Annotated in this window: 16 protein-coding genes; 13 read left to right on the top strand and 3 right to left on the bottom strand. The window is 47.7% G+C overall.

Annotation, left to right across the window (positions count from 1 at the left end; translation table 11 throughout):
- The first annotated feature begins 21 nt into the window (after positions 1 to 21).
- From rplA to rpoC, 5 genes are all read left to right on the top strand, one after another.
- Positions 22 to 714 carry a 50S ribosomal protein L1 gene (gene rplA / locus HMPREF0645_RS08320; RefSeq protein ID WP_007174522.1) on the top strand — a complete coding sequence of 231 codons (693 nt, stop codon included), beginning with the start codon at positions 22 to 24 and terminating at the stop codon, positions 712 to 714.
- Between the two features lie 18 nt (positions 715 to 732).
- Entirely contained in the window at positions 733 to 1,257 is a 525-nt protein-coding gene (rplJ, locus tag HMPREF0645_RS08315; protein WP_007174521.1) for a 50S ribosomal protein L10, read from the top strand.
- A 51-nt stretch (positions 1,258 to 1,308) separates the two neighbouring features.
- Complete coding sequence (gene rplL / locus HMPREF0645_RS08310) at positions 1,309 to 1,689, top strand: 50S ribosomal protein L7/L12 (RefSeq protein WP_007174520.1); 381 nt, start codon at positions 1,309 to 1,311, stop codon at positions 1,687 to 1,689.
- 173 nt (positions 1,690 to 1,862) lie between these two features.
- Positions 1,863 to 5,672 (top strand): DNA-directed RNA polymerase subunit beta, encoded by a 3,810-nt coding sequence (gene rpoB, locus HMPREF0645_RS08305; protein WP_007174519.1) that lies wholly within the window; start codon positions 1,863 to 1,865, stop codon positions 5,670 to 5,672.
- Positions 5,673 to 5,696: 24 nt separating this feature from the next.
- Entirely contained in the window at positions 5,697 to 10,031 is a 4,335-nt protein-coding gene (gene rpoC, locus HMPREF0645_RS08300) for a DNA-directed RNA polymerase subunit beta' (RefSeq protein ID WP_007174518.1), read from the top strand.
- 87 nt (positions 10,032 to 10,118) lie between these two features.
- On the opposite strand, the gene HMPREF0645_RS08295 is transcribed toward rpoC, so the two are convergent.
- From HMPREF0645_RS08295 to HMPREF0645_RS08290, 3 genes are all read right to left on the bottom strand, one after another.
- Positions 10,119 to 10,430, bottom strand: coding sequence for a DUF3467 domain-containing protein (locus HMPREF0645_RS08295; RefSeq protein WP_007174517.1), 312 nt, complete (start codon positions 10,428 to 10,430; stop codon positions 10,119 to 10,121).
- 3 nt (positions 10,431 to 10,433) lie between these two features.
- On the bottom strand, positions 10,434 to 10,706 hold the full coding sequence (locus tag HMPREF0645_RS13665; RefSeq protein ID WP_007174516.1) for a hypothetical protein: 273 nt from the start codon (positions 10,704 to 10,706) through the stop codon (positions 10,434 to 10,436).
- Between the two features lie 827 nt (positions 10,707 to 11,533).
- Complete coding sequence (locus tag HMPREF0645_RS08290) at positions 11,534 to 12,376, bottom strand: helix-turn-helix domain-containing protein (RefSeq protein WP_007174515.1); 843 nt, start codon at positions 12,374 to 12,376, stop codon at positions 11,534 to 11,536.
- A 443-nt stretch (positions 12,377 to 12,819) separates the two neighbouring features.
- On the opposite strand from HMPREF0645_RS08290, the gene HMPREF0645_RS13660 reads away from it, so the two are divergent.
- The 8 genes from HMPREF0645_RS13660 to rpsJ all read left to right on the top strand — a co-directional run bounded on the left by HMPREF0645_RS13660 (position 12,820) and on the right by rpsJ (position 25,762).
- Positions 12,820 to 12,999, top strand: coding sequence for a hypothetical protein (locus HMPREF0645_RS13660; RefSeq protein ID WP_007174514.1), 180 nt, complete (start codon positions 12,820 to 12,822; stop codon positions 12,997 to 12,999).
- Positions 13,000 to 13,101: 102 nt separating this feature from the next.
- The gene (locus tag HMPREF0645_RS14330) at positions 13,102 to 13,236 is read left to right on the top strand and encodes a hypothetical protein (RefSeq protein WP_272866893.1); all 135 of its coding nucleotides are present in this window, start codon (positions 13,102 to 13,104) and stop codon (positions 13,234 to 13,236) included.
- A 48-nt stretch (positions 13,237 to 13,284) separates the two neighbouring features.
- Positions 13,285 to 19,077 carry a T9SS type A sorting domain-containing protein gene (locus tag HMPREF0645_RS08280; RefSeq protein ID WP_007174512.1) on the top strand — a complete coding sequence of 1,931 codons (5,793 nt, stop codon included), beginning with the start codon at positions 13,285 to 13,287 and terminating at the stop codon, positions 19,075 to 19,077.
- A 470-nt stretch (positions 19,078 to 19,547) separates the two neighbouring features.
- A complete protein-coding gene (locus tag HMPREF0645_RS08275) occupies positions 19,548 to 21,917 on the top strand; it encodes a beta-galactosidase (protein WP_007174510.1) in 2,370 nt (789 codons plus the stop codon).
- Positions 21,918 to 22,187: 270 nt separating this feature from the next.
- Positions 22,188 to 22,568, top strand: coding sequence for a 30S ribosomal protein S12 (gene rpsL, locus HMPREF0645_RS08270; protein WP_007174509.1), 381 nt, complete (start codon positions 22,188 to 22,190; stop codon positions 22,566 to 22,568).
- Positions 22,569 to 22,750: 182 nt separating this feature from the next.
- On the top strand, positions 22,751 to 23,227 hold the full coding sequence (gene rpsG, locus HMPREF0645_RS08265) for a 30S ribosomal protein S7 (RefSeq protein WP_007174508.1): 477 nt from the start codon (positions 22,751 to 22,753) through the stop codon (positions 23,225 to 23,227).
- Positions 23,228 to 23,259: 32 nt separating this feature from the next.
- Entirely contained in the window at positions 23,260 to 25,365 is a 2,106-nt protein-coding gene (gene fusA / locus HMPREF0645_RS08260) for an elongation factor G (RefSeq protein ID WP_007174507.1), read from the top strand.
- 91 nt (positions 25,366 to 25,456) lie between these two features.
- The gene (gene rpsJ / locus HMPREF0645_RS08255) at positions 25,457 to 25,762 is read left to right on the top strand and encodes a 30S ribosomal protein S10 (RefSeq protein ID WP_007174506.1); all 306 of its coding nucleotides are present in this window, start codon (positions 25,457 to 25,459) and stop codon (positions 25,760 to 25,762) included.
- The last annotated feature ends 3 nt before the right edge of the window (positions 25,763 to 25,765 follow it).

Genomic DNA, 25,765 nt, shown 5'->3' with positions numbered 1-25,765 from the left:
ATTAAACTTCAATTAAGTAAAATGAGTAAACTGACAAAAAATCAGAAATCAGTAGCTGAGAAGGTTGAAGCAGGGAAGGCATACACATTGGAAGAGGCTTCTAAGTTGGTCAAGGAGATTACCACGACCAAGTTTGATGCATCGATCGATATGGATGTACGCCTGAACGTAGACCCGCGCAAGGCAAGCCAGATGGTTCGTGGCGTGGTTACGTTGCCAAACGGAACGGGAAAGACTGTCCGTGTTCTCTGCCTGTGTACACCTGACCAGGAGGAGGCTGCTAAGGCTGCCGGTGCTGATTATGCTGGTCTCGATGAGTATATCGAAAAGATCAAGGGTGGTTGGCTGGACGTTGACGTTATTATTACGATGCCGTCCTGCATGGGTAAGGTAGGTCCCTTGGGTCGTTTCCTCGGCCCTCGCGGTTTGATGCCAAACCCCAAGAGCGGAACGGTGACTATGGACGTTGCCAAGGCTGTAGCCGAGGTTAAGCAGGGTAAGATTGACTTTAAGGTGGATAAGTCTGGTATCATCCACACTTCCATTGGTAAAACCACGATGACTCCAGAACAGATTTGTGGCAATGCCAAGGAGTTCCTGAAGACAATCATTCGTTTGAAACCCGCTGCTACCAAGGGTACATACATTAAGAGTATCTTTATTTCAAGCACAATGAGTCAGGGTATCAAGATTGATCCTAAATCAGTTGAATAATCCTAAAAGTTTTGTAAAATGAAGAAAGAAGTAAAAGATACGATTATAGTAGAGCTTGGCGAGAAGTTGAAGCAGTATCCTCATTTCTACCTGGTGGATGTTTCCGGGTTGAATGCAGAGCGTACAAGCTCGCTTCGTCGCAAGTGCTTTGAGCAGAAGATTAAAATGGTTGTTGTGAAGAACACGCTTCTCAACAAGGCTTTTGAAGCTTCTGATGTAGATTTTTCTGAGCTTTATGGTGCTTTGAAAGGCACAACGGCCGTCTTCTTCACAGAGACAGCTAATGTACCCGCAAAGCTCCTGAAGAGTAAGGATGTAGTAAAAGACGGAATTCCTGCCTTAAAGGCTGCATACGCTGAAGAGGGCTTCTATGTAGGAGCTGATAAACTTGACGAGCTGGCAGCATTGAAGAGCAAGAACGAAGTTATTGCAGAAATTGTATCCCTGTTGCAGTCTCCTGCAAAGAACGTTGTTTCTGCACTCCAATCAGGTGCAAACACTATTCATGGTGTGCTTAAGACTTTAGGCGAGCGTCCTGAATAAATTATAGTATAGTCAAAATAAATTAACGAAAACAATAAATTTTAGAATAAAATGGCAGACGTAAAAGCTATTGCAGAAGAGTTAGTAAATCTTACTGTTAAGGAAGTTAATGAGTTGGCAACTGTCCTGAAGGACGAGTATGGTATTGAGCCTGCTGCTGCAGCTGTTGCAGTTGCTGGCCCTGCAGCCGGTGGTGCAGCTGATGCTGCAGCTGAGGAGAAGAGTTCTTTCGATGTAGTTCTGACTGACATCGGTGCAACGAAGCTCCAGGTTGTAAAGGCTGTTAAGGAAGCTTGCGGTCTTGGTTTGAAGGAAGCTAAGGCTCTCGTAGAAGGTGCTCCCGCCGCTATCAAGGAAGGTCTTTCTAAGGACGAGGCTGAAAACCTGAAGAAGGCTATCGAAGAAGCCGGTGCCAAGGTTGAGTTGAAGTAAACTCAATGATTATAAACACACTGTTCCGATGAGTCGGAAACAGCGTGTTTTATCATACGTACTAAATATGGTTAGGATTTGCCCAGTCGGTAAGTCCTAACCTTTTTGTGTCTCTCACGACACATTCTCTTCTAAGCCCGCTGGGCTTTAGGTATTAGATCAATATAATATTTATGACAAACGTTATTAATAACAGAGTAAACTTTGCCAAAGTTCAGAATCCGTTCCCATATCCGGATTTCCTCGACGTTCAGTTGAAATCGTTTAAAGATTTCCTGCAGTTGGACACTCCTCCTGAGGAGAGAAAGAATGATGGCCTGTATAAGGTGTTTGCAGAGAATTTCCCTATCACCGACACCCGTAATAATTTTGTCCTTGAGTTTTTGGACTATTTCATCGATCCGCCCCGCTACTCTATTAGCGAGTGCTTGGAACGCGGATTGACGTATAGTGTCCCTTTGAAGGCCAAGATGAAACTGTACTGTACAGACCCTGATCATGAGGATTTTGGTACGTTCATTCAGGATGTTTTCTTGGGTACCATACCTTACATGACGGACAACGGTACGTTTATTATCAATGGAGCAGAGCGGGTTGTTGTTTCCCAGCTGCACCGTTCACCCGGTGTTTTCTTTGGTCAGGGTGTGCACGCCAATGGTACGGTTCTTTACAGTGCTCGTATTATTCCGTTCAAGGGTTCTTGGATTGAATTTGCTACCGATATTAATAACGTGATGTATGCTTACATCGATCGTAAGAAGAAATTACCTGTAACCACGCTTCTGCGTGCCATTGGCTACGAGAGTGACAAGGACATCCTCCAGATTTTTGATCTGGCAGAGGAAGTGAAGGTGAACAAGCGCAATCGTAAGCAGTTGCTTGGTCGCAAGCTCGCAGCCCGTGTGCTGAGGAGCTGGAATGAAGATTTCGTAGACGAGGATACTGGCGAGGTGGTAACCGTGGAACGCAATGAGGTTATTTTGGAGCGTGAGACGGAAATCACGAAAGATAATTATGATGACATTCTGGAGAGTGGTGCATCTACGGTGTTGATTCACAAAGATGCAGAAGCGGCAAGCAAATATGCCATTATATTCGAAACGCTCAAAAAGGATACCAGCAACTCAGAAAAGGAGGCCGTTAATTACATATATCGCCAGCTGCGAAATGCAGAGCCGGTCGATGAAGCCAGTGCACGTGAAGTTTTCCAAAACCTGTTCTTCTCTGACAAGAGATATGATTTGGGTGAGGTAGGACGTTACCGTATTAACAAGAAGCTGGGCGAGGATATCAGCATGGATACTCGGGTGTTGACGAAAGAAGACATTATCGAGATTATCAGGTATATGATTAAGCTGATTCATTCCAACGCCGTGGTCGACGATATTGACCACTTGTCTAACCGTCGTGTGCGTACGGTAGGCGAGCAGTTGTCCAATCAGTTTTCCATAGGCTTGGCACGCATGAGCCGCACCATCCGCGAGCGTATGAACGTCCGCGATAACGAGGTGTTCACTCCGACCGACCTGATCAATGCCAAGACTATATCAAGTGTTATCAATTCATTCTTCGGCACGAATCCCTTGAGCCAGTTTATGGACCAAACCAACCCGCTTGCAGAGGTTACACACAAGCGTCGTTTGTCGGCTCTGGGACCTGGTGGACTTTCACGTGAGCGTGCCGGCTTCGAGGTTCGCGACGTTCACTACACTCACTATGGTCGTCTGTGCCCTATTGAGTCTCCTGAAGGACCAAACATTGGTCTGATCTCCTCACTTTGTGTCTACGCAACGATAAATGAACTCGGGTTCATTGAGACACCTTATCGTAAGGTGACGGACAAGAAGGTAGATTTGGACAATCATGATGTAGAATATTTAACAGCCGAGGAAGAAGAGGGCTTGATGGTAGCTCAGGGCAACGCGCCTTTGAATCCTGACGGAACCTTTATTCGTGACTTTGTTCACTGTCGCTATGCAGCCGACTTCCCCGTTGTTGACCCCGATGATGTTACATTAATGGACGTGTCTCCTCAGCAGATTGCATCTGTGAGTGCAGCTTTGATTCCATTCTTGGAACACGATGACGGTCACCGTGCGCTGATGGGCTGTAACATGATGCGTCAGGCTGTTCCGTTGCTTCACAACGATGCACCGATTGTAGGTACCGGTTTGGAGAAGCAGGTATGTGAAGACAGTCGTACGATGATAACGGCTGAAGGTGAGGGCGTGATAGAATATGTTGATGCAACCACGATCCGCATTCTCTACGACCGCACAGAGGACGAAGAATTTGTAAGCTTCGAACCTGCTATCAAGGAATACTGTATTCCCAAATTCCGTCGTACCAACCAAAACATGATTATCGACCTGCGTCCTATCTGCGTGAAGGGACAGCGTGTGAAGAAGGGTGACATCCTTACCGAGGGATACGCCACGGAGAATGGCGAGTTGGCTCTGGGTCGTAACCTTTTGGTGGCTTATATGCCCTGGAAAGGCTACAACTATGAGGATGCTGTGGTGATTTCAGAGCGCATGGTGCGTGAAGACGTGCTCACCTCTGTTCACGTAGATGAGTATTCTCTTGACGTGCGCGAAACCAAGCGTGGTGTGGAAGTCTTTACGAACGACATTCCCAATGTTAGTGAGGAAGCCACGAAGGATTTGGACGAGAATGGAGTGATCCGCGTCGGTGCTCGTGTGGAGCCAGGCGATATCATGATTGGTAAAATCTCGCCAAAGGGTGAGAGTGACCCGTCTCCGGAAGAGAAGTTGCTTCGTGCCATCTTTGGTGACAAGGCCGGTGATGTGAAGGATTCCTCACTCAAGGCTAATCCATCTTTGAGTGGTGTTGTCATTGACAAGAAATTGTTCTCCCGTGCGGAGAAAACCCGTGAGTCGAGAAAGCAGGATAAGATTCTGCTTCAGAAGATAGATGGGGAGTATGAGGCAAAGTGTGATGACCTTAAGAACATGCTTGTAGACAAGCTGATGACGCTCACTGAGAATAAAACATCTCAGGGTGTGAAAGACTTTACAGGTGCAGAAATCATCACCAAGGGCAGTAAGTTCTCTGTTGCAGTCTTGAAGAATATGGAATACGATGGTATTCAAAGCAATGACTGGACGGATGACGAGCACATCAATGGTATGATTCAGAAACTCATCATGAATTATATCCGTAAAGCCAAGCAACTCATGGCCGAGCAGAATCGTCGCAAGTTTGCTATTTCTATCGGCGATGAGCTTCCCTCTGGTGTGATCAAGATGGCTAAGGTTTACGTAGCGAAGAAACGTAAGATTCAAGTGGGCGACAAGCTGGCAGGCCGACATGGAAACAAGGGTATTGTTTCCAAGATTGTGCGCGCCGAGGATATGCCGTTCCTTGAGGACGGCCGTCCTGTGGATTTGGTACTCAACCCAATGGGTGTGCCGTCTCGTATGAACTTGGGACAGATTTTTGAGGCCATTCTTGGTGCTGCCGGTAGGAAGCTGGGTAAGAAGTTTGCCACCCCTATTTTCGATGGTGCCAAACTTGATGACCTTCGCGAATGGACTGAGAAGGCAGGTCTTCCTAACCTCTGCTCGACAACCGTATATGATGGTGAGACGGGAGAGCCATTCGACCAGAAGGCAACCGTGGGTATCACCTACTTCCTGAAGTTGGGCCACATGGTTGAGGACAAGATGCATGCCCGTTCTATCGGTCCGTACTCGCTTATCACTCAGCAACCTCTGGGAGGTAAGGCGCAGTTTGGAGGACAGCGTTTTGGAGAGATGGAGGTCTGGGCCCTTGAGGGCTTCGGAGCCAGCCATGTACTTCAGGAGATGCTGACCATCAAGAGTGATGATGTTGTCGGACGCTCAAAGGCATACGAGGCCATTGTGAAGGGAGATCCCATGCCTAATCCAGGCATTCCCGAGTCTTTGAATGTGCTCCTCCATGAGCTTCGCGGCCTTGGACTGAGCGTGAAGATGGATTAATAAGAATATTGATTAGTTAGAAATATGGCTTTCAAAAAAGATACAAAGGTAAAGACTAATTTCACGAAGATAACCATTAGTCTCGCTTCTCCCGAAGAGATCAAGGAAAATTCGTACGGTGAGGTTACCAAGCCTGAAACCATTAATTATCGCACATACAAACCGGAACGCGACGGCCTTTTCTGTGAAAAGATTTTTGGCCCAACCAAGGACTATGAATGTGCCTGCGGTAAATACAAGCGTATCCGTTATAAGGGTATAGTCTGTGATCGATGCGGGGTAGAGGTAACCGAAAAGAAAGTACGCCGTGAGCGTAGTGGACATATCGAACTTGTTGTACCGGTGGCTCACATCTGGTATTTCAGATCATTGCCCAACAAGATGGGTTACCTTCTTGGACTACCCACCAAGAAACTTGATTCGGTCATCTATTATGAGAAGTATATTGTCATTCAGCCGGGTGTATTAGCCGGTGCCAAGGATGCAGAAGGTGTTGAAGAACTCAACGGATCCCACGAGATGGATCTTCTCTCTGAGGAGGAATACCTCGATATTATTGACAATAAACTCGACCCCAACAATGATCTGCTGGAAGATTCTGATCCCAACAAGTTCATTGCTAAGATGGGGGCAGAGGCTGTGCTCGATTTGTTGCGCAACCTCGACCTTGACAAACTCAGCTACGAGCTTCGCGACCGTGCTAACAATGACACGAGTCAGATGCGCAAAACGGAGGCTTTGAAGCGGTTGCAGGTTGTGGAAGCTTTCCGCAGCTCTTCCGTTATCAATCGTCCCGAGTGGATGATCCTGAAGATTGTTCCTGTGATTCCACCGGAGCTTCGTCCGCTTGTGCCGTTGGATGGTGGACGTTTTGCCACATCCGACCTGAACGACCTCTATCGTCGTGTCATCATTCGTAACAATCGTTTGAAGCGCTTGATGGAAATTAAGGCACCAGAGGTGATTTTACGCAACGAGAAGCGAATGTTGCAGGAGGCCGTTGATTCCCTCTTCGACAACAGCCGCAAGGCCAGTGCAGTGAAGAGTGAGTCCAATCGCCCGTTGAAGTCGTTGTCCGACTCACTCAAGGGTAAGCAGGGACGTTTCCGCCAGAATCTTCTTGGTAAGCGTGTCGACTATTCCGCACGTTCAGTAATTGTCGTTGGCCCAGAGTTGAAGATGGGCGAATGCGGTCTGCCCAAGCTGATGGCAGCCGAGCTCTACAAGCCGTTCATCATCCGCAAGCTCATCGAGCGCGGTATCGTGAAGACCGTCAAGAGTGCCAAGAAGATAGTAGACCGTCGTGAGCCAGTGATCTGGGACATCCTTGAGAACGTGATGAAGGGTCATCCCGTACTCCTGAACCGTGCGCCTACGCTGCACCGTCTTTCGGTCATGGCATTCCAACCCAAACTTATCGAGGGTAAGGCTATTCAGCTGCACCCATTGGCTTGTACGCCGTTTAATGCTGACTTCGATGGTGACCAAATGGCAGTCCACCTCCCCTTGAGCAACGAAGCAATCCTCGAGACACAGATCTTGATGCTTCAGAGCCACAACATCCTTAACCCTGCCAACGGTGCACCGGTTACCGTTCCTTCACAGGACATGGTGCTCGGTTTGTACTACATCACCAAGGCGCGTCCGGGAGCCAAGGGCGAGGGCTTTACATTCTATGATACAGAGGAGGCAATCATCGCCCACAACGAAGGATGCTGCGACGAGCACGCCCTCGTCAAATGTTATGTAGATGATGTGGTGGATGGCAAACCTGTGCGCCGAATGGTGGAAACCACAGTAGGTCGCGTGATTGTCAATGAGATTATCCCCAAGGAAATCGGATTTTTCAATGGCATTATTTCCAAGAAATCTCTCCGCGAACTCATATCCAAGGTTATTACCACGGTGGGTATGGCACGCGCCTGCGTGTTCCTCGACGGAGTGAAGAACTTGGGTTACCACATGTCGTATACGGCCGGACTCTCTTTTAACCTCGACGACATCATCGTACCAGCCGAAAAGGCTGATATCGTGAAGAAAGGACAGGACGAAGTAACAGAGGTGACCTCACACTTCGACATGGGTCTTATCACCGACAAGGAGCGTTACAACCAGGTCATCGATGCTTGGACACACGTGAACGACAACCTGAAGAAGGCGGTGATGAAACACATGACAGAAGATGACCAGGGCTTCAATGCCGTGTATATGATGCTCGACTCCGGAGCGCGTGGTTCTGCCGACCAGATTGCCCAGCTTGCCGGTATGCGTGGCTTGATGGCCAAACCCCAGAAAGCAGGTGCCGAAGGCAACTCTATTATCGAGAATCCTATCCTGAACAACTTGAAGGAGGGAATGTCCGTTCAGGAATACTTTATCGCTTCTCACGGTGCGCGTAAGGGTCTTGCCGATACGGCCATGAAGACGGCCGATGCCGGATACCTCACCCGTCGTTTGGTCGACGTCTCACACGATGTGATCGTCAACGAAGACGACTGCGGAACGCTCCGTGGTCTTGAGTGTCGGGCTCTGAAGGATGGCGACGAGGTGATTTCTTCCTTGTCCGAACGCATCTTGGGTCGCGTTTCCGTTCACGATGTCATCAATCCTCATACAAACGAGGTGATTGTCGAGGCCGGTGAAGAGATTACCGAAGATAAGGCCAAGGCTATCGAAGACGCACAGGTCGAAATGGTAGAGATTCGCTCGGTGCTCACCTGCGAGAGCAAGAAGGGCGTATGCCGCAAGTGCTACGGACGCAACTTGGCTTCTTCCCGCATGGTTCAAAAAGGCGAGGCAGTCGGTGTGATTGCCGCTCAGGCCATTGGTGAGCCGGGTACGCAGCTCACGCTTCGTACGTTCCACTCTGGTGGTGTGGCCGAGAACGTTGCCGCCAACGCCAGCATAAAGGCTAAGTATGATGCCAAATTGAAGTTTGACGGACTTCGTACAGTCCCCTTTGTTGATAAGACTGGCGACGCTGAGAGAGAATGCCAGATGGTGGTTAGCCGTCTTGCTGAGGTACAGTTCATCGACCCAAATACCGACATCGTGTTGGTAACCTTGAATGTACCATACGGAAGCTCGCTTTTCTTCAAAGATGGAGACACCGTGAAGAAGGGTGATGTCATTTGTAAGTGGGACCCCTTCAATGCTGTTATCGTCAGTGAATTTGCCGGTACAATTCGTTTCCGCAATGTGACAGAGGGCTTGACCTATAAGGCCGAGACCGATGAAACTTCGGGTATAACCGAGCGTATCATTACCGACTCACGTGACCACAGCACCGTTCCTATGGTCGACATTGTCGACGCCAAGGGTGAAGTGTTGGGTACATATACCTTCCCTGTAGGCGGACACATTGCCAATATCGAGGACGGACAAACCATATCCACGGGTGTGACCCTTGTCCGTATGTCGCGTTCGGTGTTTAGCGCCGGAGGTATTACCGGTGGTCTCCCACGTGTGACCGAGCTTTTCGAGGCTCGCAACCCGTCTAATCCGGCTGTCGTTTCAGAAATCGATGGCGAGGTAACCATGGGTAAGCTCAAGCGTGGCAACCGTGAGGTCATCATCACTTCCAAGACAGGCGAGCAACGCAAATACCTTGTGCCTCTGTCACGTCAGATTCTTGTTCAGGAGCACGATGCTGTTCGAGCAGGAACAGCACTGTCCGACGGAGAGATTACACCGAGCGACATTCTGGCCATCAAGGGTCCGACTGCCGTACAGGAATATATTGTGAACGAAGTTCAGAATGTATATCGTCTGCAGGGTGTGAAGATCAACGACAAGCACTTTGAGATCATCGTTCGTCAGATGATGCGTAAGGTTCGTATCGAAGACCCGGGAGACACGACATTCCTCGAGCAGGAATTGGTCGACAAACTCGACTTTGCCGAGGAGAACGACCGTATTTGGGGCAAGAAGGTTGTTATCGATGCCGGCGATTCTGACAACATGCAGAAGGGCCAGATCGTTTCAGCCCGCAAGTTGCGCGATGAAAATTCAAGTCTCAAGCGGCGCGATCTTCGTCCTGTTCAGGTTCGCGAGGCAGTACCGGCCACGTCAGTCCAGGTGCTGCAGGGCATCACCCGTGCTGCTCTTGGCACGAAGAGCTTCATGAGTGCGGCCTCGTTCCAGGAAACCACCAAGGTGCTCAACGAAGCTGCTATCCGTGGCAAGGTTGACGAGCTGGAGGGAATGAAAGAAAACGTGATCTGTGGTCACCTCATTCCTGCAGGTACTGGTCTCCGTGATTGGAGCAAAATGATCGTAGGTTCCAAGGAAGAATACGAACGTATGGAAGCTAACAAGAAAAATGTTCTCGACTTCGCCGATCCGGTAGCAGCTGAGTAAAACATTTCTTTCAGGTACATACAGAGAAGGGGGAGCGAACCGCAATGGTTCGCTCCCCCGTTTTCGAATGGTTACGCTGGCAACATACTATGCCTTGCCCGTTCCGAACGGTGCGATGGTGTCGCCATTGCTTGGCATGGGTGCCTGTGGCAACTTAATTTCGCCAAACTCCTTTTCATAGCGAGCAATGTTCTCTTGCAGGGCAAAGAGCAGGCGCTTGGTGTGCTCTGGTGCCATGATGACACGACTGAAAATCTGTGGTGGAGCAATCGGGAGCATGTGAGCAAAATCAATAACAAACTCACTGGAGGAGTGATTGATCATAGCTAAATTGGAATACTCACCTGAAGCCACCTCCGGATTCAGTTCTATTTTCACTTGTTGGTTGTTGTCTTCCATTGTTCAATACGTTTTTTTGTGTTCTAAAATGTTTAAGCGTTCTTTCGTGTTGCTGCAAAGGTATGGAAATAATTCACAATTCACAATTTTCAATTCACAATTTTGCTGGCGCGATGATTCTTCGTTCTTCACTCTTCTTTCTTCATTTATCATTTTGCTTCGCAATGATTCTTCTTTCTTCACTCTTCTTTCTTCATTTATCATTTTGCTTCGCAATGATTCTTCTTTCTTCCCTCTTCCCTCTTCCCTCTTCTTTCTTCCCTCTCCTTTCTTCATTTATCATTTTGCTGCGCGCGGTGTTAGGTGATATTCTGAGATTAATCTTGCGAAGCAAGAATGTGAGATATTCTGCGATGAGCCTTTTGCCCATGAAAGATATTCTTCGGATATTCTAAGATTCGGCGAAGCCGAGCGGAGGAGTTTTTTCAATTCAAAATTCAAAATTCAAAATTCACAATTTACAATTAGGCTGCGCGTTTGTAATTCACAATTATTCGCAAGCTAAATTTAGAAAAGGTAAAATATGTGAACAAACACCCCTCTCAAATTCGCTTATTTAAAAATAAGTTTGTCTTCGTCTGAAATACGCAAAAATTGCGACGGCTTGTAAATGCCTGACAGTCAGCTTCTTTTCAAAAACTCCCTTTGTTTCCCCATTTTGCCACCTGCGATTGAGTATCAAACGGTGTGACGACAAGGCTTTAACCACAGTGTGACTAATGCTCTTTTGCGTTGCTGATAAGTCCTAACCATACCGTGAGAAGGTCTCAATCGCGGCAGCCTTACGATTTTTGGCATTGCACGGGCCGTTTTAGACGAAAAAAGATGGCTCTTTTTGCGCTGGATGACTCGAAAACAATGATCAAAAAACGGTAAAAATATAAGAAACTGAAGAAAGAAAAGTGAAGAAAGGAGAGTGAAGAGTGAAAAATGAAGAGGGAAGAGTGAAGAATGAAGAGGGAAGAGTGAAGAACAAAGAAGCATCGCGCAGCCTAATTTTGAATTATGAATTGTGACGAGTTGATGAGCTTGCGAATAATTTTGAATTACTAAGCGCCAGCCCAATTATGAATTATGAATTGTGAATTTTGAATTGCAAAGGATTATGAATTTCTAACCTGCGCCGGCGTCTGCCCGCATCTGGACTTGCAGAAAACCCGCATGTTCTGCACCGTAGAGAATTTTAGTTCGTCGGCAATCTCCTGTTCCGTGTGTGCCGTGTTGCGCAACATGTCTGTGAGTTGTTTCATGCGATGTTTCGACTGCCACTCCAACGGCGTCTCTTTGAATACCTTGCGGAAACGCCTGATAAACGTGGGATAGCTCATGTTCAGCAGCGAAGCCATCTCTTTCACGGGCAGATAATCGTTGGCCAGTCTCATCACATCGTTGTAGAATCCTGCGTTGGGGTCGTAGATAGGCGCGATAAACGGCAACAAATCCGATGGGCTGTAATAGGCTTGCAGCACAGCAGCCAACTCTTGCTGCTTCATGGCATGCACTTCGCAGCACATCAGACCATCGGTGATATATCCCGTCATCTGTCGTATGATGGCTTGTATCTCGGGGATCATGGGTAACGTCCTGCCGTGCTCTCTGGATTGTTCGCTTCGCTTCACCAACAAATCCGAGTTCACAATGCGGTGACAAAAGTCCAGTCCGTCGCCCTGCAGGTAGAGCCGCATACATACACTGTCTTCCATTGTCGTGACATACGAGTCCTTTGCGAACACGGCAGTCACCATTTCACCGGCATTGACCACAATTTCCACGTTCTTTGGATAGCATAGCTTGAGTTTGCCACTGATCACAAATAGCATCACAGGTACGGGTAGAATATCGTCTATACGCTCACCATGAATGCCGGTGAACAAGGCAAAGCCCATGGGCTTGGACCCAATGAAATTGGGACACTGGCGGTGTTTGTTCAAATTGTAAAATTTCATGGTCTAAAAGTTTACAAGTCTATAGCACAGCAGCTTTAATTTTTGTAAAAATATTAAAAATAAAGTATGCACAAGGCTTGCTTATACAAATATTAACCCTAAAGCGTTTTAATTAATAAGTGTTAACAAATTAGAGGGGGGTAAGATAGAAGTATTTATCGTTTTGATATTTAATCGTTCATTTACGCCATTCGTAATGCGTAATTTTGCATTGTTCGTCATACGGGCTTTTTGACGACGTGGTGATGGTATGCGTATATCATTCCATTTTGCTATATATATAACCCGTAAACCTTTGAAATAGCGACAGCGCTATACGCAACATGGTGAGGGGTTATGCAAGCTGGATAGACCAGTGTGTTGTTGAGCCCTTGGATAATGTTCATCTACAGCGATTCATAAAAAGATATATACTACAATAATTTATAAAACAAAAATTTAACATGGCAAAAAAAACGTATGTAAGTCCAAGCATGATGTTATTGGCAGCAAATGGTGGCGACCCAGGAGCAGCTACAAGTCCTTATGATCCAAACAACGATCCCTCCTTAGGTGCCAAGCGTGGAGAATTTGATGATTTTGAGGACTTTGAATATTCTGATTCTCCTTGGGGAGATAGATAAAGTCTACTGAAACATAACGCATCTGCCTGCAAAACATGGCTGTCGATGCGTAGTATGGAAGAGAGAGAAGTTAAAAGTAAAACAAAAAATACAACAAACAACATGAAACATTTATTACCAGCAAGGTATATGCTGACGATGCTGCTCGCGTGCTTCATGGCACTTGGGGCACAAGCACAGCAGAAAACAGAGCCGCCGTTGGAGCTTTTCGTGTCTGCCAAGACAGGTAACGACTAGCGTAATGGCTCTTCGTGGAACGATGCATACAAAACCCTCAAGCAAGCATTGAATACAGCTGAGAACAATGCAAACACACAGGTCAAAATTTATTTGGCAGAGGGTGAGTATGACGTGAGTGAGACAGATGCGATTAAGTATTCCGATGGCAACAAAAGAAACAAAGGCTTTTACGTCTTGTCAAAAGAAGGACAGACGTTGTGGCTCATGGGTGGATATCCCACGCCAGGCTCACAAACGCTGCCTCAAGATACATGTAACAGCAACCCTCAGCGGCATGTGACTAAATTTGTATCGAAAGATGTGATCAAAACATCTGTATTCCGAACCAACAACCACAATCAGGGGTTGATTATGCACGGTATTACGTTCGACTCTAAAAACTTTGTGGGTGGCTCTGGTGATGGCGCATTGATTACCTTTGATAACAATGGGTATGACAATCCTTATTTGGAGATGATCGACTGTTCCATTAAATATTACAAGTCGTCTCTGTGCGGAGCTATTTATTTCTTCGGTAATATGAAAAATCCCAAGATTAAGATAGAACGTGTAGAGGTGTTACAAGGCGATCGCGTAGGTGCAACAGGTGGTGGCTTCTTGGTGTTCAACGAGAATACTATATATAAGCCGACGAACATACAGATTGACATGAAATATGTTACGTTTCATGACATCAACCACTTGGGACCAGACCAGAAATATGCGGTGATTGGTGCGAGAAACTACAAACCATCCGATGGAGAAGACAATTCCTATGTCAATCTCGACCATGTGCAGGTGAACCGCAACCTTGGTGGTACGGCTGGACAGCAAATCACAACCATCTCTTTGCAAAGCTTTAAGAAAGTAAGTGTCACCAATTCTATCTTCCGCAATACCACATCAGGAATTGGTGGAGCTTTCAGAGTTCAGTCATGTCATGAGGTAGTGTTCAAGAACAACCAGTTCCACAAATGTATATCAGGTGACGCCGGTGGTGCTGTTACTGTTCAGAGCGGAGGAAAAGCTGCCTACATCCCAACAGGAACTGGTCGCCGCACAATTACCTTCATCAACAATGAGTTCGAGGGCAATATTGCGACCAATGCTGGTGGTGCGCTTCAGATTCAAGATGAAGATGCATCAGCTCCGGTGGATGTAACAATAGACAACTGTAACTTCAAAGGCAATAAATCGAAGAATCAAGGTGGTGCACTCTATATCGCAAACCAAGACGGCAATGTCAAGGTTACCAACACTGTGTTCTGTAACAACAGTGGCTCTAAATACGGCGGTGCCTTCCGTATAGCGAACAATGCAAAAAGCCTGTTGGTGGAAGGCTGTTATTTCGAGAACAACAGTTGCGATGCACAAGCCAATGCCTTGTCAATCGGTATACAGCAGGGCAAGTTCGACGTGAAGAACTGTATGTTCATCCACAATCATACCACAAGTTCCGTTGGTAGCGACAACGGTGGTGCCGTGAATGTGGAGAGCGGCTATGGTGACTTCACCAACTGTAAGTTTGTGAGCAACACAAGTACAAAGCAAGGTGGTGCAGTATTCCTTGCTGGCTCTGGTTACAGTGTAAAAGATGGTAAATTTAATTTCACCAACTGTCTGTTCGAAAGCAATAAAGCTGAAAACGGTGGTGCCATCGCACAGGTTGGCGCTAACTTCCCGGTATTTATCAACAATTGTATCTTCAAGGAAAACTCAGCCTCTGGATGGTCTGGCGGTGGTGCCATTTTTGTAGACAATGCTTGCATTGGTACCGATGTGAAGAATAGTATTTTCAATGGCAACACTGCCAATGGTATGGGTGGAGCCATCTACAGTTTTAATAACGCTTATGTGAAGTCAGCCAACAATAAATATTATGGCAACAAAGCTGTAGAAGGTGGTGCCATTCGTCTCAAGGACGACTCAGGTTCCGACTGGTCAAGTGGTTTCTGGTCTACGAATGATGTATTCTACCAAAACCAAGCCACACTTGAGCTGAATGGTGGAAAGCAAGGTAACAACAATGGTCAAGGAGGTGCTTTACACCTTTATATAGCACAGGAAAGAAATTGTGAGATTGTCAATGCTAAGTTTGTGAATAACATTGCTGATGGTGATTATGGAGCAGACGGAAGCGGTGGTGCCATTTATGTTTATACACGTAGTGGTCTTGGTGGAGTATTTGCAAAAGATGTCATCGACAAGTTGGATGGCTGTGTGTTCTATGGCAACCAAGGAATGAGTACCAGCAAAAAGCTGAGTGCTGCTGTTTGGGGTGCAGACATCGCTGTTCCCTCAGGTAAGAAGGGCTTTAATCCTATCACGATATCCAACACCAAGTTGCAATTAGTCTATAATTCCTATACTACCAATTTAAGGCTGAATGATAAGGGTGACAATGAAGGTTACGCTACCGACCCTAAGGTTCCTACCGAGCCAAACGTAGCGGCTGATCAGGGTTACACCTCCCCCACCGACGCTGAGATAGGCGACAAAGGGCAAGGTGTGAAGGTAGACTGTAAGCCAATTGAACTTCGTCCAGAGGTTGACGTGCTGAAACCACATGCCGACATCATCACCAACGACAGTGACAAGCCAGGCGTGAGCAGAACGTACGCATCCTACTGTGCCGGCAATACAGAATATTGGGCTAAGTTCCAAAGTATTGGTGGAGAGGGTCCGTTCACCTTTACCTACGATGTATGGAAACAGAAAGGACACAGCACCGAAAGAATTGTAGAAGGCGCCGTAGCGGAAACGCTAAAAGAAAGAGTTCCTATTGAAAAAGAAATTCCCAACTTGGAACCTGTTTACGATAAAGACGGAAATATCACCGGCTATGTACAGAACGGCACCAAGAAGGTAACGGTCGAGGAATTCCCAGACAATGTTATCATCAAGGGCGACAAACTCTTCCCATCTAACAAGGTTGAAGAGGGTTATCTCTACACCATCATCGTGAAGAGCATGACCGATGGCGACAAGACTGAGTATACATACGATTGCGTGGGTGCCTATGACGAGACACGCCAGTACGCACAGAGCACCGGTGCGCAGATATTCTTCAAGCCATGCGTTGTGGCTCCTGGTGATCTTGACTGGGACGATGACGGTATATTGAATACTGTGGAGTGTGCAGACATTGCAGAATCCAACCTCACACCGACGGTTGACAAAAGCGGCTTAGGTGAAAGCAAGTGGATACGTTATAGAGACGATGTGAAGACTCAGCAACTCTTCGCTAATATTGTGAAGGATGAGAACTATCTCAATCCTAATCCTAAGACTGGTAGGGTGCTTACCTTGTTGCCTACTGTGATTGGTGCAAAAGCAGCAACGGGTGACGAGGCTTATACTGTAGACCTCTCCGATAAGTTTGGATACGAAGCTGGCACGGGTAGAGTAGTCGTAACGGTTCAAAACTATTCTGTGGATAGAGATCGCTTTAGAACCAATAACGACAGAACTGTAACCACTTGGGAAATTGGAGGAACCATGCATCCGTACGTGTTGATGCAAAGCACACCAGTTTCATCGTTCCACCAGGACAACCAGTTTGGTATCAACGTTCTCACCAATGAGCATGCGTTGTCGCAGACCGCGTTGTATACCAAAATGGACGATGACCGTTACACCGTCTATGAGAATCAAGGCACCAAGAAAGTGCTGATAAATAACAAGGACGTAAATCTTACTAATGATGTAGCATTGTCGTACTTGAACACTGAACCCGGCAAGAAGTACTTTGCGTTTACACAGTCTCCTGACCAAACGGGTATGGTGAACACTGTGGTAACGATTATGCTGCCATGCGATGATGATATGGACGGTATTCCTAACTTCTTTGATGCCGACAGTGACGGCGACGGCTGTCCTGATGCAGTTGAAGGTGATAACAAAGACATCACTGAGGACATGGTTGAGGACGGTGTCATCAAGGGTGAAGTAGATGAAAACGGTGTACCAAAGGCTGCCAAGGGTGGACAAGGTGCTGGTTCTGCTTACGACCCCGAAGTGAATGCCTGCGGCTATAACTATTGGATTGGTGGCGTGGACAACGACTTCAATAACAAAGAGAACTGGACCAAAGATGTTCCTAAGGATGGACAGGACATCATCTTTGCCAATAACCAGCCCGACATAAAGGGTGAGAAGAAGGAGGCAGAGCGCGACCTGCACTTGCCTGCTGGTAAGTTTATCTCTGCAAACAAGTTGGTGAATAACGCGCCGGACAAGAAGTTTGTGGAAGGTGCTACTGAAAAGACACCTGGTCACCCAGCTGTAGTTGTTCCCGCTGATGGTGGCTTGACCGTGAAGAGCGTGGAAGGCTTCGGCACAGACGCTGACAAGGACAAACTTGTGATGAAGACATCTACCGACGGCAAGAAGGTGGGTACGTTCATCTTGAACAATGAAAATGCATGCAACACTAAAGTGTTTGCCTCTGTAGAGTTCAAGCCATTAGGCAAGTATCGCCCGGACAACAAGACAACGGACGATAAGGACGCCACCTCACCGGACCATGGAAAGGATATATGGGCTGAGTTTGACTGGCAGTACATTGGTATTCCTGTGAAGGAAGTAAAGAAGAGTCCTGTGTTCAAGGGTGTGAAGGTTCGTCTCTACGATGAGAAGAAGAACGATCCCAATCACTACTATCAGAAGTGGATCGATGTGATGCCTACAGACGACATGACCGCCTTCAAGGGCTACGAAATTGCTCCTGTATTGGATGGCAGTAATGGTGTTCGTCAGATACAAGGTGAGCTGAACCTCTGTAATCAGGAAATCACCCTGACACGACAAGCAGACATCGTTACTAAATCAACTGCTGCAGATGATAATGCCAAGCGTTACGGACTGGGTTACAACATCGTTGGTAACTCGTTCATGGCTGGCGTGGACATCAAGAGCATTAAGTTAGCATCTGGTGAAGATGGTGTTAAGATGGACAACACGGTTTACATCTACACCACAGGTAGCTGGGATGAATGGAAGAACCAGAATGGACAGTCTGTAAAAGTAAAGGGTGGCTATGAAGCTGTGAACATTGACAAGGCTGGTGAGAATGGTGTTACCAGTACACTGGCACCTATGCAAGGGTTCATGGTGAAATACAACAACCCTGTGTACAGTACGAATACAGGTACACTCACCATTCCTTACAAGGGATTGAAGTCTGAGGCTGCACCACTACGCGCCAAGTCATTTGTCATGGAAGATGACTTTAACCGTGGTAGTATCATGGTGGCAATGGATAATGGCAAGGTGGTTGACAAGTTCTGGACATACCAGGAAGAGGACGCCACACCAGCCTACGACTCGCAATTGGAGAGTGAGAAGCTGAACATGGGCGAACCTTCTGTATTTGCTACAACCTCTGACGGTAAGAATGTACAGATTTCCAGTTTGCCTTCGTTGATAGGAAGCACGTTCAGTGTTGAAACCACCAAGGGTGACACCTATAACATGGAGCTGAACGCATGGAGTCTGGACTATCAGAATCTGAAGTTGGTTGACTTGAAGAACGAGACGGTTACTCCGTTTGTTGACAACAAGGCCAAGTACTTCTTCACCGGAGAGGTGGATGGCGTACAGGCAAACCGCTTCGTATTCGTGGACACTCCTGAGACGGATTACGCTAAGATTCTTGGTTCTGTAACCGGTATCGAGGGATTGACCACCACGCTGACCAAGGGTCAAGCTGAGGTTTACGATCTCTCTGGCATCAAGATGGGCACCTTTAGCCTGCCGCTCGACGCAGAGAAGCTGAAGGGACGTGTTCCCGCAGGTGTTTACCTCATCAAGGCCACTGACGGCACCAACGTTCAGACCTCTAAGATTGTCATCGACTAAACTCGATTGAATAATCAACAATAACAATGCTCCCGCAGGTTTTCGAGAAGAAGGCCTGCGGTTTTTTAATTCAAAATTCACAATTCACAATTCAAAATTAGGCTGCGCGTTTGCAATTCACAATTCACAATTCATAATTGGGCTGCGCGTATCAATTCACAATTATTCGCAAGCTCATCAACTCGTCAAAATTTATAATTCACAATTAGGCTGTGCGCGATGCTTCTTCTTTCTTCACTCTTCTTTCTTCACTTATTATTTTGCTGCGCGTGGGTTTAGGAGATATTCTGAGATTAATCTTGCGAAGCAAGAATGTGAGATTTTTTGCGATGAGCCTTTTGTCCATGAAATATATTCTTCGGATATTCTAAGATACCGCAGAGCGGTGCGGAGGAGTTTTTTATGGGGGTGGAGGTACTTAAATGCAAATAAATGATTATCTTTGTGACACGAAACAATAATATCGAATCATGAAGCTTCTTAAACGTATTTCTACCTTATTATTCTTCCTGTTATTGACTTTGTGTCCCATAACGGGTAAAACAACTGCTGCCCCCGGCGATTTCACCGTGGGCAAGGGCACGTTCTTGCTCAACAACAGGCCGTTTGTGGTCAAAGCTGCTGAGTTGCACTACCCGCGCATACCGCGTGCCTACTGGGATCACCGCATCAAGATGTGCAAGGCACTCGGTATGAACACGATATGCCTGTATGTGTTTTGGAATATCCACGAGCAACGAGAAGGCGAGTTCGATTTCAGTGGCAACAGCGACGTGGCTGCATTCTGCCGCCTGACGCAGAAGAACGGCATGTATATCATTGTGCGCCCCGGGCCATACGTGTGTGCCGAGTGGGAAATGGGCGGACTGCCTTGGTGGCTGCTGAAGAAGAAGGACATCAGACTGCGCGAGTCGGATCCCTATTTTATGGAACGTGTGGAAATCTTTGAGCAGAAGGTTGCTGAACAGCTGGCACCGCTGACCATACAGAACGGAGGGCCTATTATCATGGTTCAGGTGGAGAATGAGTATGGCTCTTACGGGGAGGATAAGAAATATGTTGGGCAGATTCGTGATGTGCTCAGAAAATACTGGTACACCAACGGCAGGGGGCCGGCATTGTTCCAATGTGACTGGGCTTCCAATTTTGAGAAAAATGGGCTGGAAGACCTTATCTGGACGATGAATTTTGGCACCGGAGCGAATATTGATGCCCAGTTCATGCGTCTGGGAGAACTCCGTCCCGACGCGCCGAAAATGTGTTCGGAGTTTTGGAGCGGATGGTTTGACAAGTGGGGTGCGCGCCATGAAACGCGACCTGCCAAGGACATGGTGGCCGGTATCGACGAGATGCTGTCCAAGGGCATATCGTTTTCGCTCTATATGACCCACGGTGGTACCTCGTTTGGCCATTGGGCAGGCGCCAATTCGCCCGGATTTGCCCCGGACGTCACCTCTTATGACTACGACGCACCTATCAATGAGTACGGACAGGTGACGCCGAAATTCTGGGAGCTGCGCAAAATGATGGAGAAATACAACGACGGCAAGCGCATGCCTGCTGTGCCCAAGGCTCCGATGCCTCTCGTGAGCTTCTCCAAGGTGACGCTCACCCAGGCCAAGACGATGCGGCAGCTGGCCACTCGCCAGGTGAAGAGTCGCGACGTGAAGACTTTTGAGGAAATGGATATGGGGTGGGGCTCGGCATTCTACACCACGACTCTTCCGGAGATTTCCCAGCCCAGTCTGCTCACGCTGAACGATGCCCACGACTATGCACAGATTTTTATCAACAGCGAATATATCGGTAAGATAGACCGTGTGAGAAATGAGAAAACACTTATGCTGCCCGCTGTGAAGGTCGGTTCGCAGCTTACGATTCTCGTGGAGGCCATGGGGCGCATCAATTTCGGCAGAGCTATCAAGGATTTTAAGGGCATTACGCGAAACGTGACGATCAGCACACAGTCCGGAGGTCATGAGCTGACCTACGACCTCAAAGACTGGACCATTGACCTCGTGCCCGACGAGGCAGACACCATTCTCTCACGTCTCAAGTTGCCTCACAACGATATAGCCTTTGCTACCGACGTGAAGAACGGGTCGCGCTATCCCGGCGCATACGTCGGCACGTTCAACCTCAGGAAAGTGGGCGACACCTTTATTAATATGGAGAACTTCGGCAAGGGCCAGGTTTATGTCAATGGTCATGCCCTCGGCCGTTTTTGGCGCATCGGCCCGCAGCAGACACTTTACTGCCCCGGCGCATGGCTGAAGAAGGGTAAGAATGAGATTGTGGTGCTCGATGTTGTGGGCACCGATAACCCCACGCTTTGGGGGCAGGATCGTCCAGAGCTCGATAAGTTGCAGTTGGAGAAGAGCAACAAGCACAACAACATCGGCGACAAACCCGACCTCAACTCCATGACGCCTGTGTTTGCAGGTGCCATGAAAGGTGGCAACGGATGGCAGACGGTCAAGTTTGACATGTCCGCGCGGGGTCGTTATTTCGCCATCGAGATTACGAGTAACCAGGACGGCAAGGATGTTTCTGCCGTTGCCGAGCTTTATTTGCAGAACACTGACGGCCAACGCATCAGCCGTGAGCCATGGACGACGAAGTATGCTGACAGTGAGAGCGATATGGGCAACCACACGGGAGACAAAGTGTTTGACTTGCAGGAGTCGACCTACTGGCAGACCATTCCGGGTAGCGGCTTCCCCCATTTGCTCGTTATCGATCTTGGCAGTCAGCAAACCGTCTCGGCCCTCGACTATTTGCCACGTGCTGAACAGGGTGCCCCGGGTAGCATCAAGGATGTGCGGATTTTCATGTATTAAACAACTCGGATTCATTACCGAACTTCAAGGGGCCATCGATACATTACCGACGGCCCCTTAAATCTTTTTAAACGAAAGTTAAATAAGTGTAAAATAAAAAACTGCTTGTTGTTTTATTTTCTTTTAAGTAGGTGTTTTCGTGGAATATTTGTACCTTTGCACCCCGAAACGGGTGTATTGTATGCATACCTATGAAGTGGGTATGGTGTCTCTTTGCCCGTAATGCATTGATTTCGAATAAAATAATATATAAAATTAAAATTTAAAATTATGCCTACAATTCAACAGTTGGTACGTAAGGGCAGAAGTGTTCTGAAGGAAAAGAGCAAGTCGCCTGCCCTGGACGGATGTCCGCAGCGACGTGGTGTTTGTGTACGTGTGTACACCACTACGCCCAAGAAGCCTAATTCGGCAATGCGTAAGGTTGCCCGTGTGCGCTTGACAAATCAGAAGGAAGTGAACTCCTACATTCCCGGAGAGGGACATAATCTTCAGGAGCACTCAATTGTCTTGGTACGTGGTGGCCGTGTGAAAGATCTTCCCGGTGTGCGCTATCACATCGTTCGCGGTTCTTTGGATACAGCCGGTGTGGCTAACCGCACCCAGCGTCGTTCCAAGTATGGAGCCAAACGTCCGAAGGCGAAGAAGTAAAAACATCTCTGCCGAGAGCCGAGGGTCGCAAGCAAATGCTTCAGGCCAGGGGCTCAAGGCTTTTTAAAATTATTTTTATTTTAGTTTTGCTGGAGAAGTTAGTTCCGGTTGAGTAAATACTCAGGAGTGAGTGTTGAAGATCATGCAATGACAGCCCCAGACAGAATTTATTTGATTACAAAATGAGAAAAGCAAAACCAAAAAAGCACGTGGTCCTTCCGGATCCAGTGTTCGGCGACCAGAAGGTTTCCAAGTTCGTTAATCACTTGATGTACGATGGTAAAAAGAATGTATCGTACAGCATTTTCTACCAAGCTCTTGATATCGTCAAGACCAAGATGGAGAAGGAAGAGAAGACTCCCTTGGAGATATGGAAGCAGGCTCTTGATAACATCACACCTATGGTGGAGGTGAAGAGTCGTCGTATCGGCGGTGCTACATTCCAGGTTCCTACGGAAATCCGTTCGAGCCGTAAAGAGAGTGTTTCAATGAAGAACATGATTGCCTTTGCCCGTAAGCGTGGTGGCAAGAGCATGGCCGAGAAGTTGGCCGCAGAGATTATGGATGCCTACAACAATCAGGGTGGCGCATACAAACGTAAGGAGGACATGCACCGTATGGCTGAGGCCAACCGTGCGTTTGCTCACTTCAGATTCTAATTTCAGACATTTCAAAAAAGGATAATAAGACAATGGCAATTCGCGATTTACATTTGACTCGCAACATCGGTATTATGGCTCACATCGATGCCGGTAAGACAACGACATCAGAGCGTATTCTGTTCTATACAGGAAAGACTCATAAAATAGGTGAGGTACATGATGGTGCAGCCACAATGGACTGGATGGCGCAGGAGCAAGAGCGTGGTATCACCATTACTTCTGCTGCTACGACATGTAACTGGAACTGGAATGGTAAGGCTTTCAAAATCAACCTGATTGACACTCCGGGACACGTTGACTTCACCGCTGAGGTGGAGCGTTCACTGCGTGTACTCGATGGTGCCGTAGCTACATACTCGGCCGCTGATGGTGTTCAGCCACAGAGTGAGACGGTGTGGCGTCAGGCAGACAAGTATAATGTTCCCCGTATAGGATATGTGAACAAGATGGACCGCTCAGGAGCTGATTTCTTCGAGACGGTTCAGCAGATGAAGGATGTATTGGGTGCTAATCCGATTCCCGTGCAGATTCCTATCGGCGCAGAAGAGAACTTCAGGGGTGTAGTAGACCTGATCAAGATGAAGGCTATTCTGTGGCACGATGAAACAATGGGTGCAGCGTATGACGAGGAGGATATTCCTGCTGAGCTCGTTGACGAAGCCGAGGAATGGCGCGACAAGATGCTCGAGAGTGCTGCCAGCTATGACGACGACTTGATGGAGAAGTATCTTGAGGATCCTTCTACCATTACAGAGGAAGAAGTGCTGAAGACACTGCGCAAGGGATGTTTGACGATGGAGTGCACGCCTGTGTTGCTCGGTTCTTCTTATAAGAACAAGGGTGTACAGCCACTGCTCGACTATATCTGCGCTTTCCTGCCTTCTCCAGCTGATACAGACAACATTGTGGGAACAAACCCCGACAGCGGTGAAGAAGAAGATCGCAAGCCGAGCGAGGACGCTCCTACGTCGGCACTGGCCTTCAAGATTGCCACAGACCCCTTCATGGGACGCTTGGTATACTTCCGCGTTTATTCCGGTAAGGTAGTTGCCGGTTCGTATGTCTACAACCCCCGCACCGGCAAGCGCGAGCGCATCAGCCGTCTGTTCCAGATGAACTCTCATGAGGAGATTTCCATGGAGAGCATTGACGCCGGCGATATTGGTGCAGGTGTAGGATTCAAGGATATCCGTACGGGTGACACCCTGTGTGACGAGGCCAATCCAATTGTACTCGAGTCCATGACATTCCCGGACACCGTGATTTCCATTGCCGTAGAGCCCAAGAGCCAGGCTGACATTGCCAAACTCGACAACGGGTTGGCCAAGCTCTCTGAGGAAGACCCGACATTCACCGTTCATACTGACGAGCAGAGTGGACAGACCATTATCTCGGGTATGGGTGAGCTTCACTTAGACATTATCGTTGACCGTCTGAAGCGTGAATTTAAGGTAGAATGTAACCAGGGCAAGCCCCAGGTGAACTACAAGGAGGCTATTACCAAGAATGTTGATGGCTGGCGTGAAGTTTACAAGAAGCAGAGTGGTGGTCGTGGTAAGTTCGCCGATATTATCGTAAACATCGGCCCGAAGGATCCCGATTACACAGAGGGCGACTTGCAGTTTGTGAACGAGGTGAAGGGTGGAAATGTGCCTAAGGAGTTTATTCCTTCAGTAGAAAAAGGTTTCAAGGACTGCATGAAGGCCGGTGTGCTTGGCGGATTCCCAATGACCGATATGAAGGTAACCCTCGTGGACGGTAGCTTCCACCCGGTTGACTCAGACCAAATTTCATTCGAACTCGCTGCTCATGCTGCATTCAGGAACTGCTGTCAGAAGGCAGGCCCCGTTTTGATGGAGCCAATCATGAAGGTAGAGGTTGTTACGCCTGAAGAGAACATGGGTGATGTGATTGGTGACTTGAACAAGCGTCGCGGTATGGTACAAGGTATGGACGAGGGACGTAGCGGTGCACGCATCGTGAAGGCCATGGTTCCACTTTCGGAAATGTTTGGCTACGTAACCGCGTTGCGTACGATTACTTCTGGTCGTGCTACCAGTTCTATGGAATATGATCACCACGCTCCGCTGTCTCAGTCGCTGGCAGATGCTGTGTTGGAGGAAATGAAGAAATAAGATGAGGTTGAAAAGGTGCTGCTTAGCGAACGACTCTTAAGCAGCATACCTTTCAGCTGTATACTATAACATTTTAATTAAAGTACATAATATGAGTCAGAAAATTCGTATCAAGCTGAAGAGCTATGATCATCAATTGGTTGACAAGTCGGCTGAGCAAATCGTCAAGGCTGTCAAGGCTACCGGCGCTATCGTCAGCGGTCCTATTCCATTGCCAACACGCAAACGCATTTACACTGTTAACCGCTCTACCTTTGTTAACAAAAAGGCCCGTGAGCAGTTTCAGCTGTCAGACTTCAAGCGTCTGATCGACATCTACAGTGCAACGGGCAAGACCGTGGACTCTTTGATGAAGTTGGAATTGCCTTCAGGAGTAGAAGTTGAAATCAAGGTATAGTAA

The sequence above is a fragment of the Hallella bergensis DSM 17361 genome, assembly GCF_000160535.1.
GTDB lineage: Bacteria > Bacteroidota > Bacteroidia > Bacteroidales > Bacteroidaceae > Prevotella > Prevotella bergensis.
This window is presented reverse-complemented; position numbering and strand designations above follow the sequence as displayed.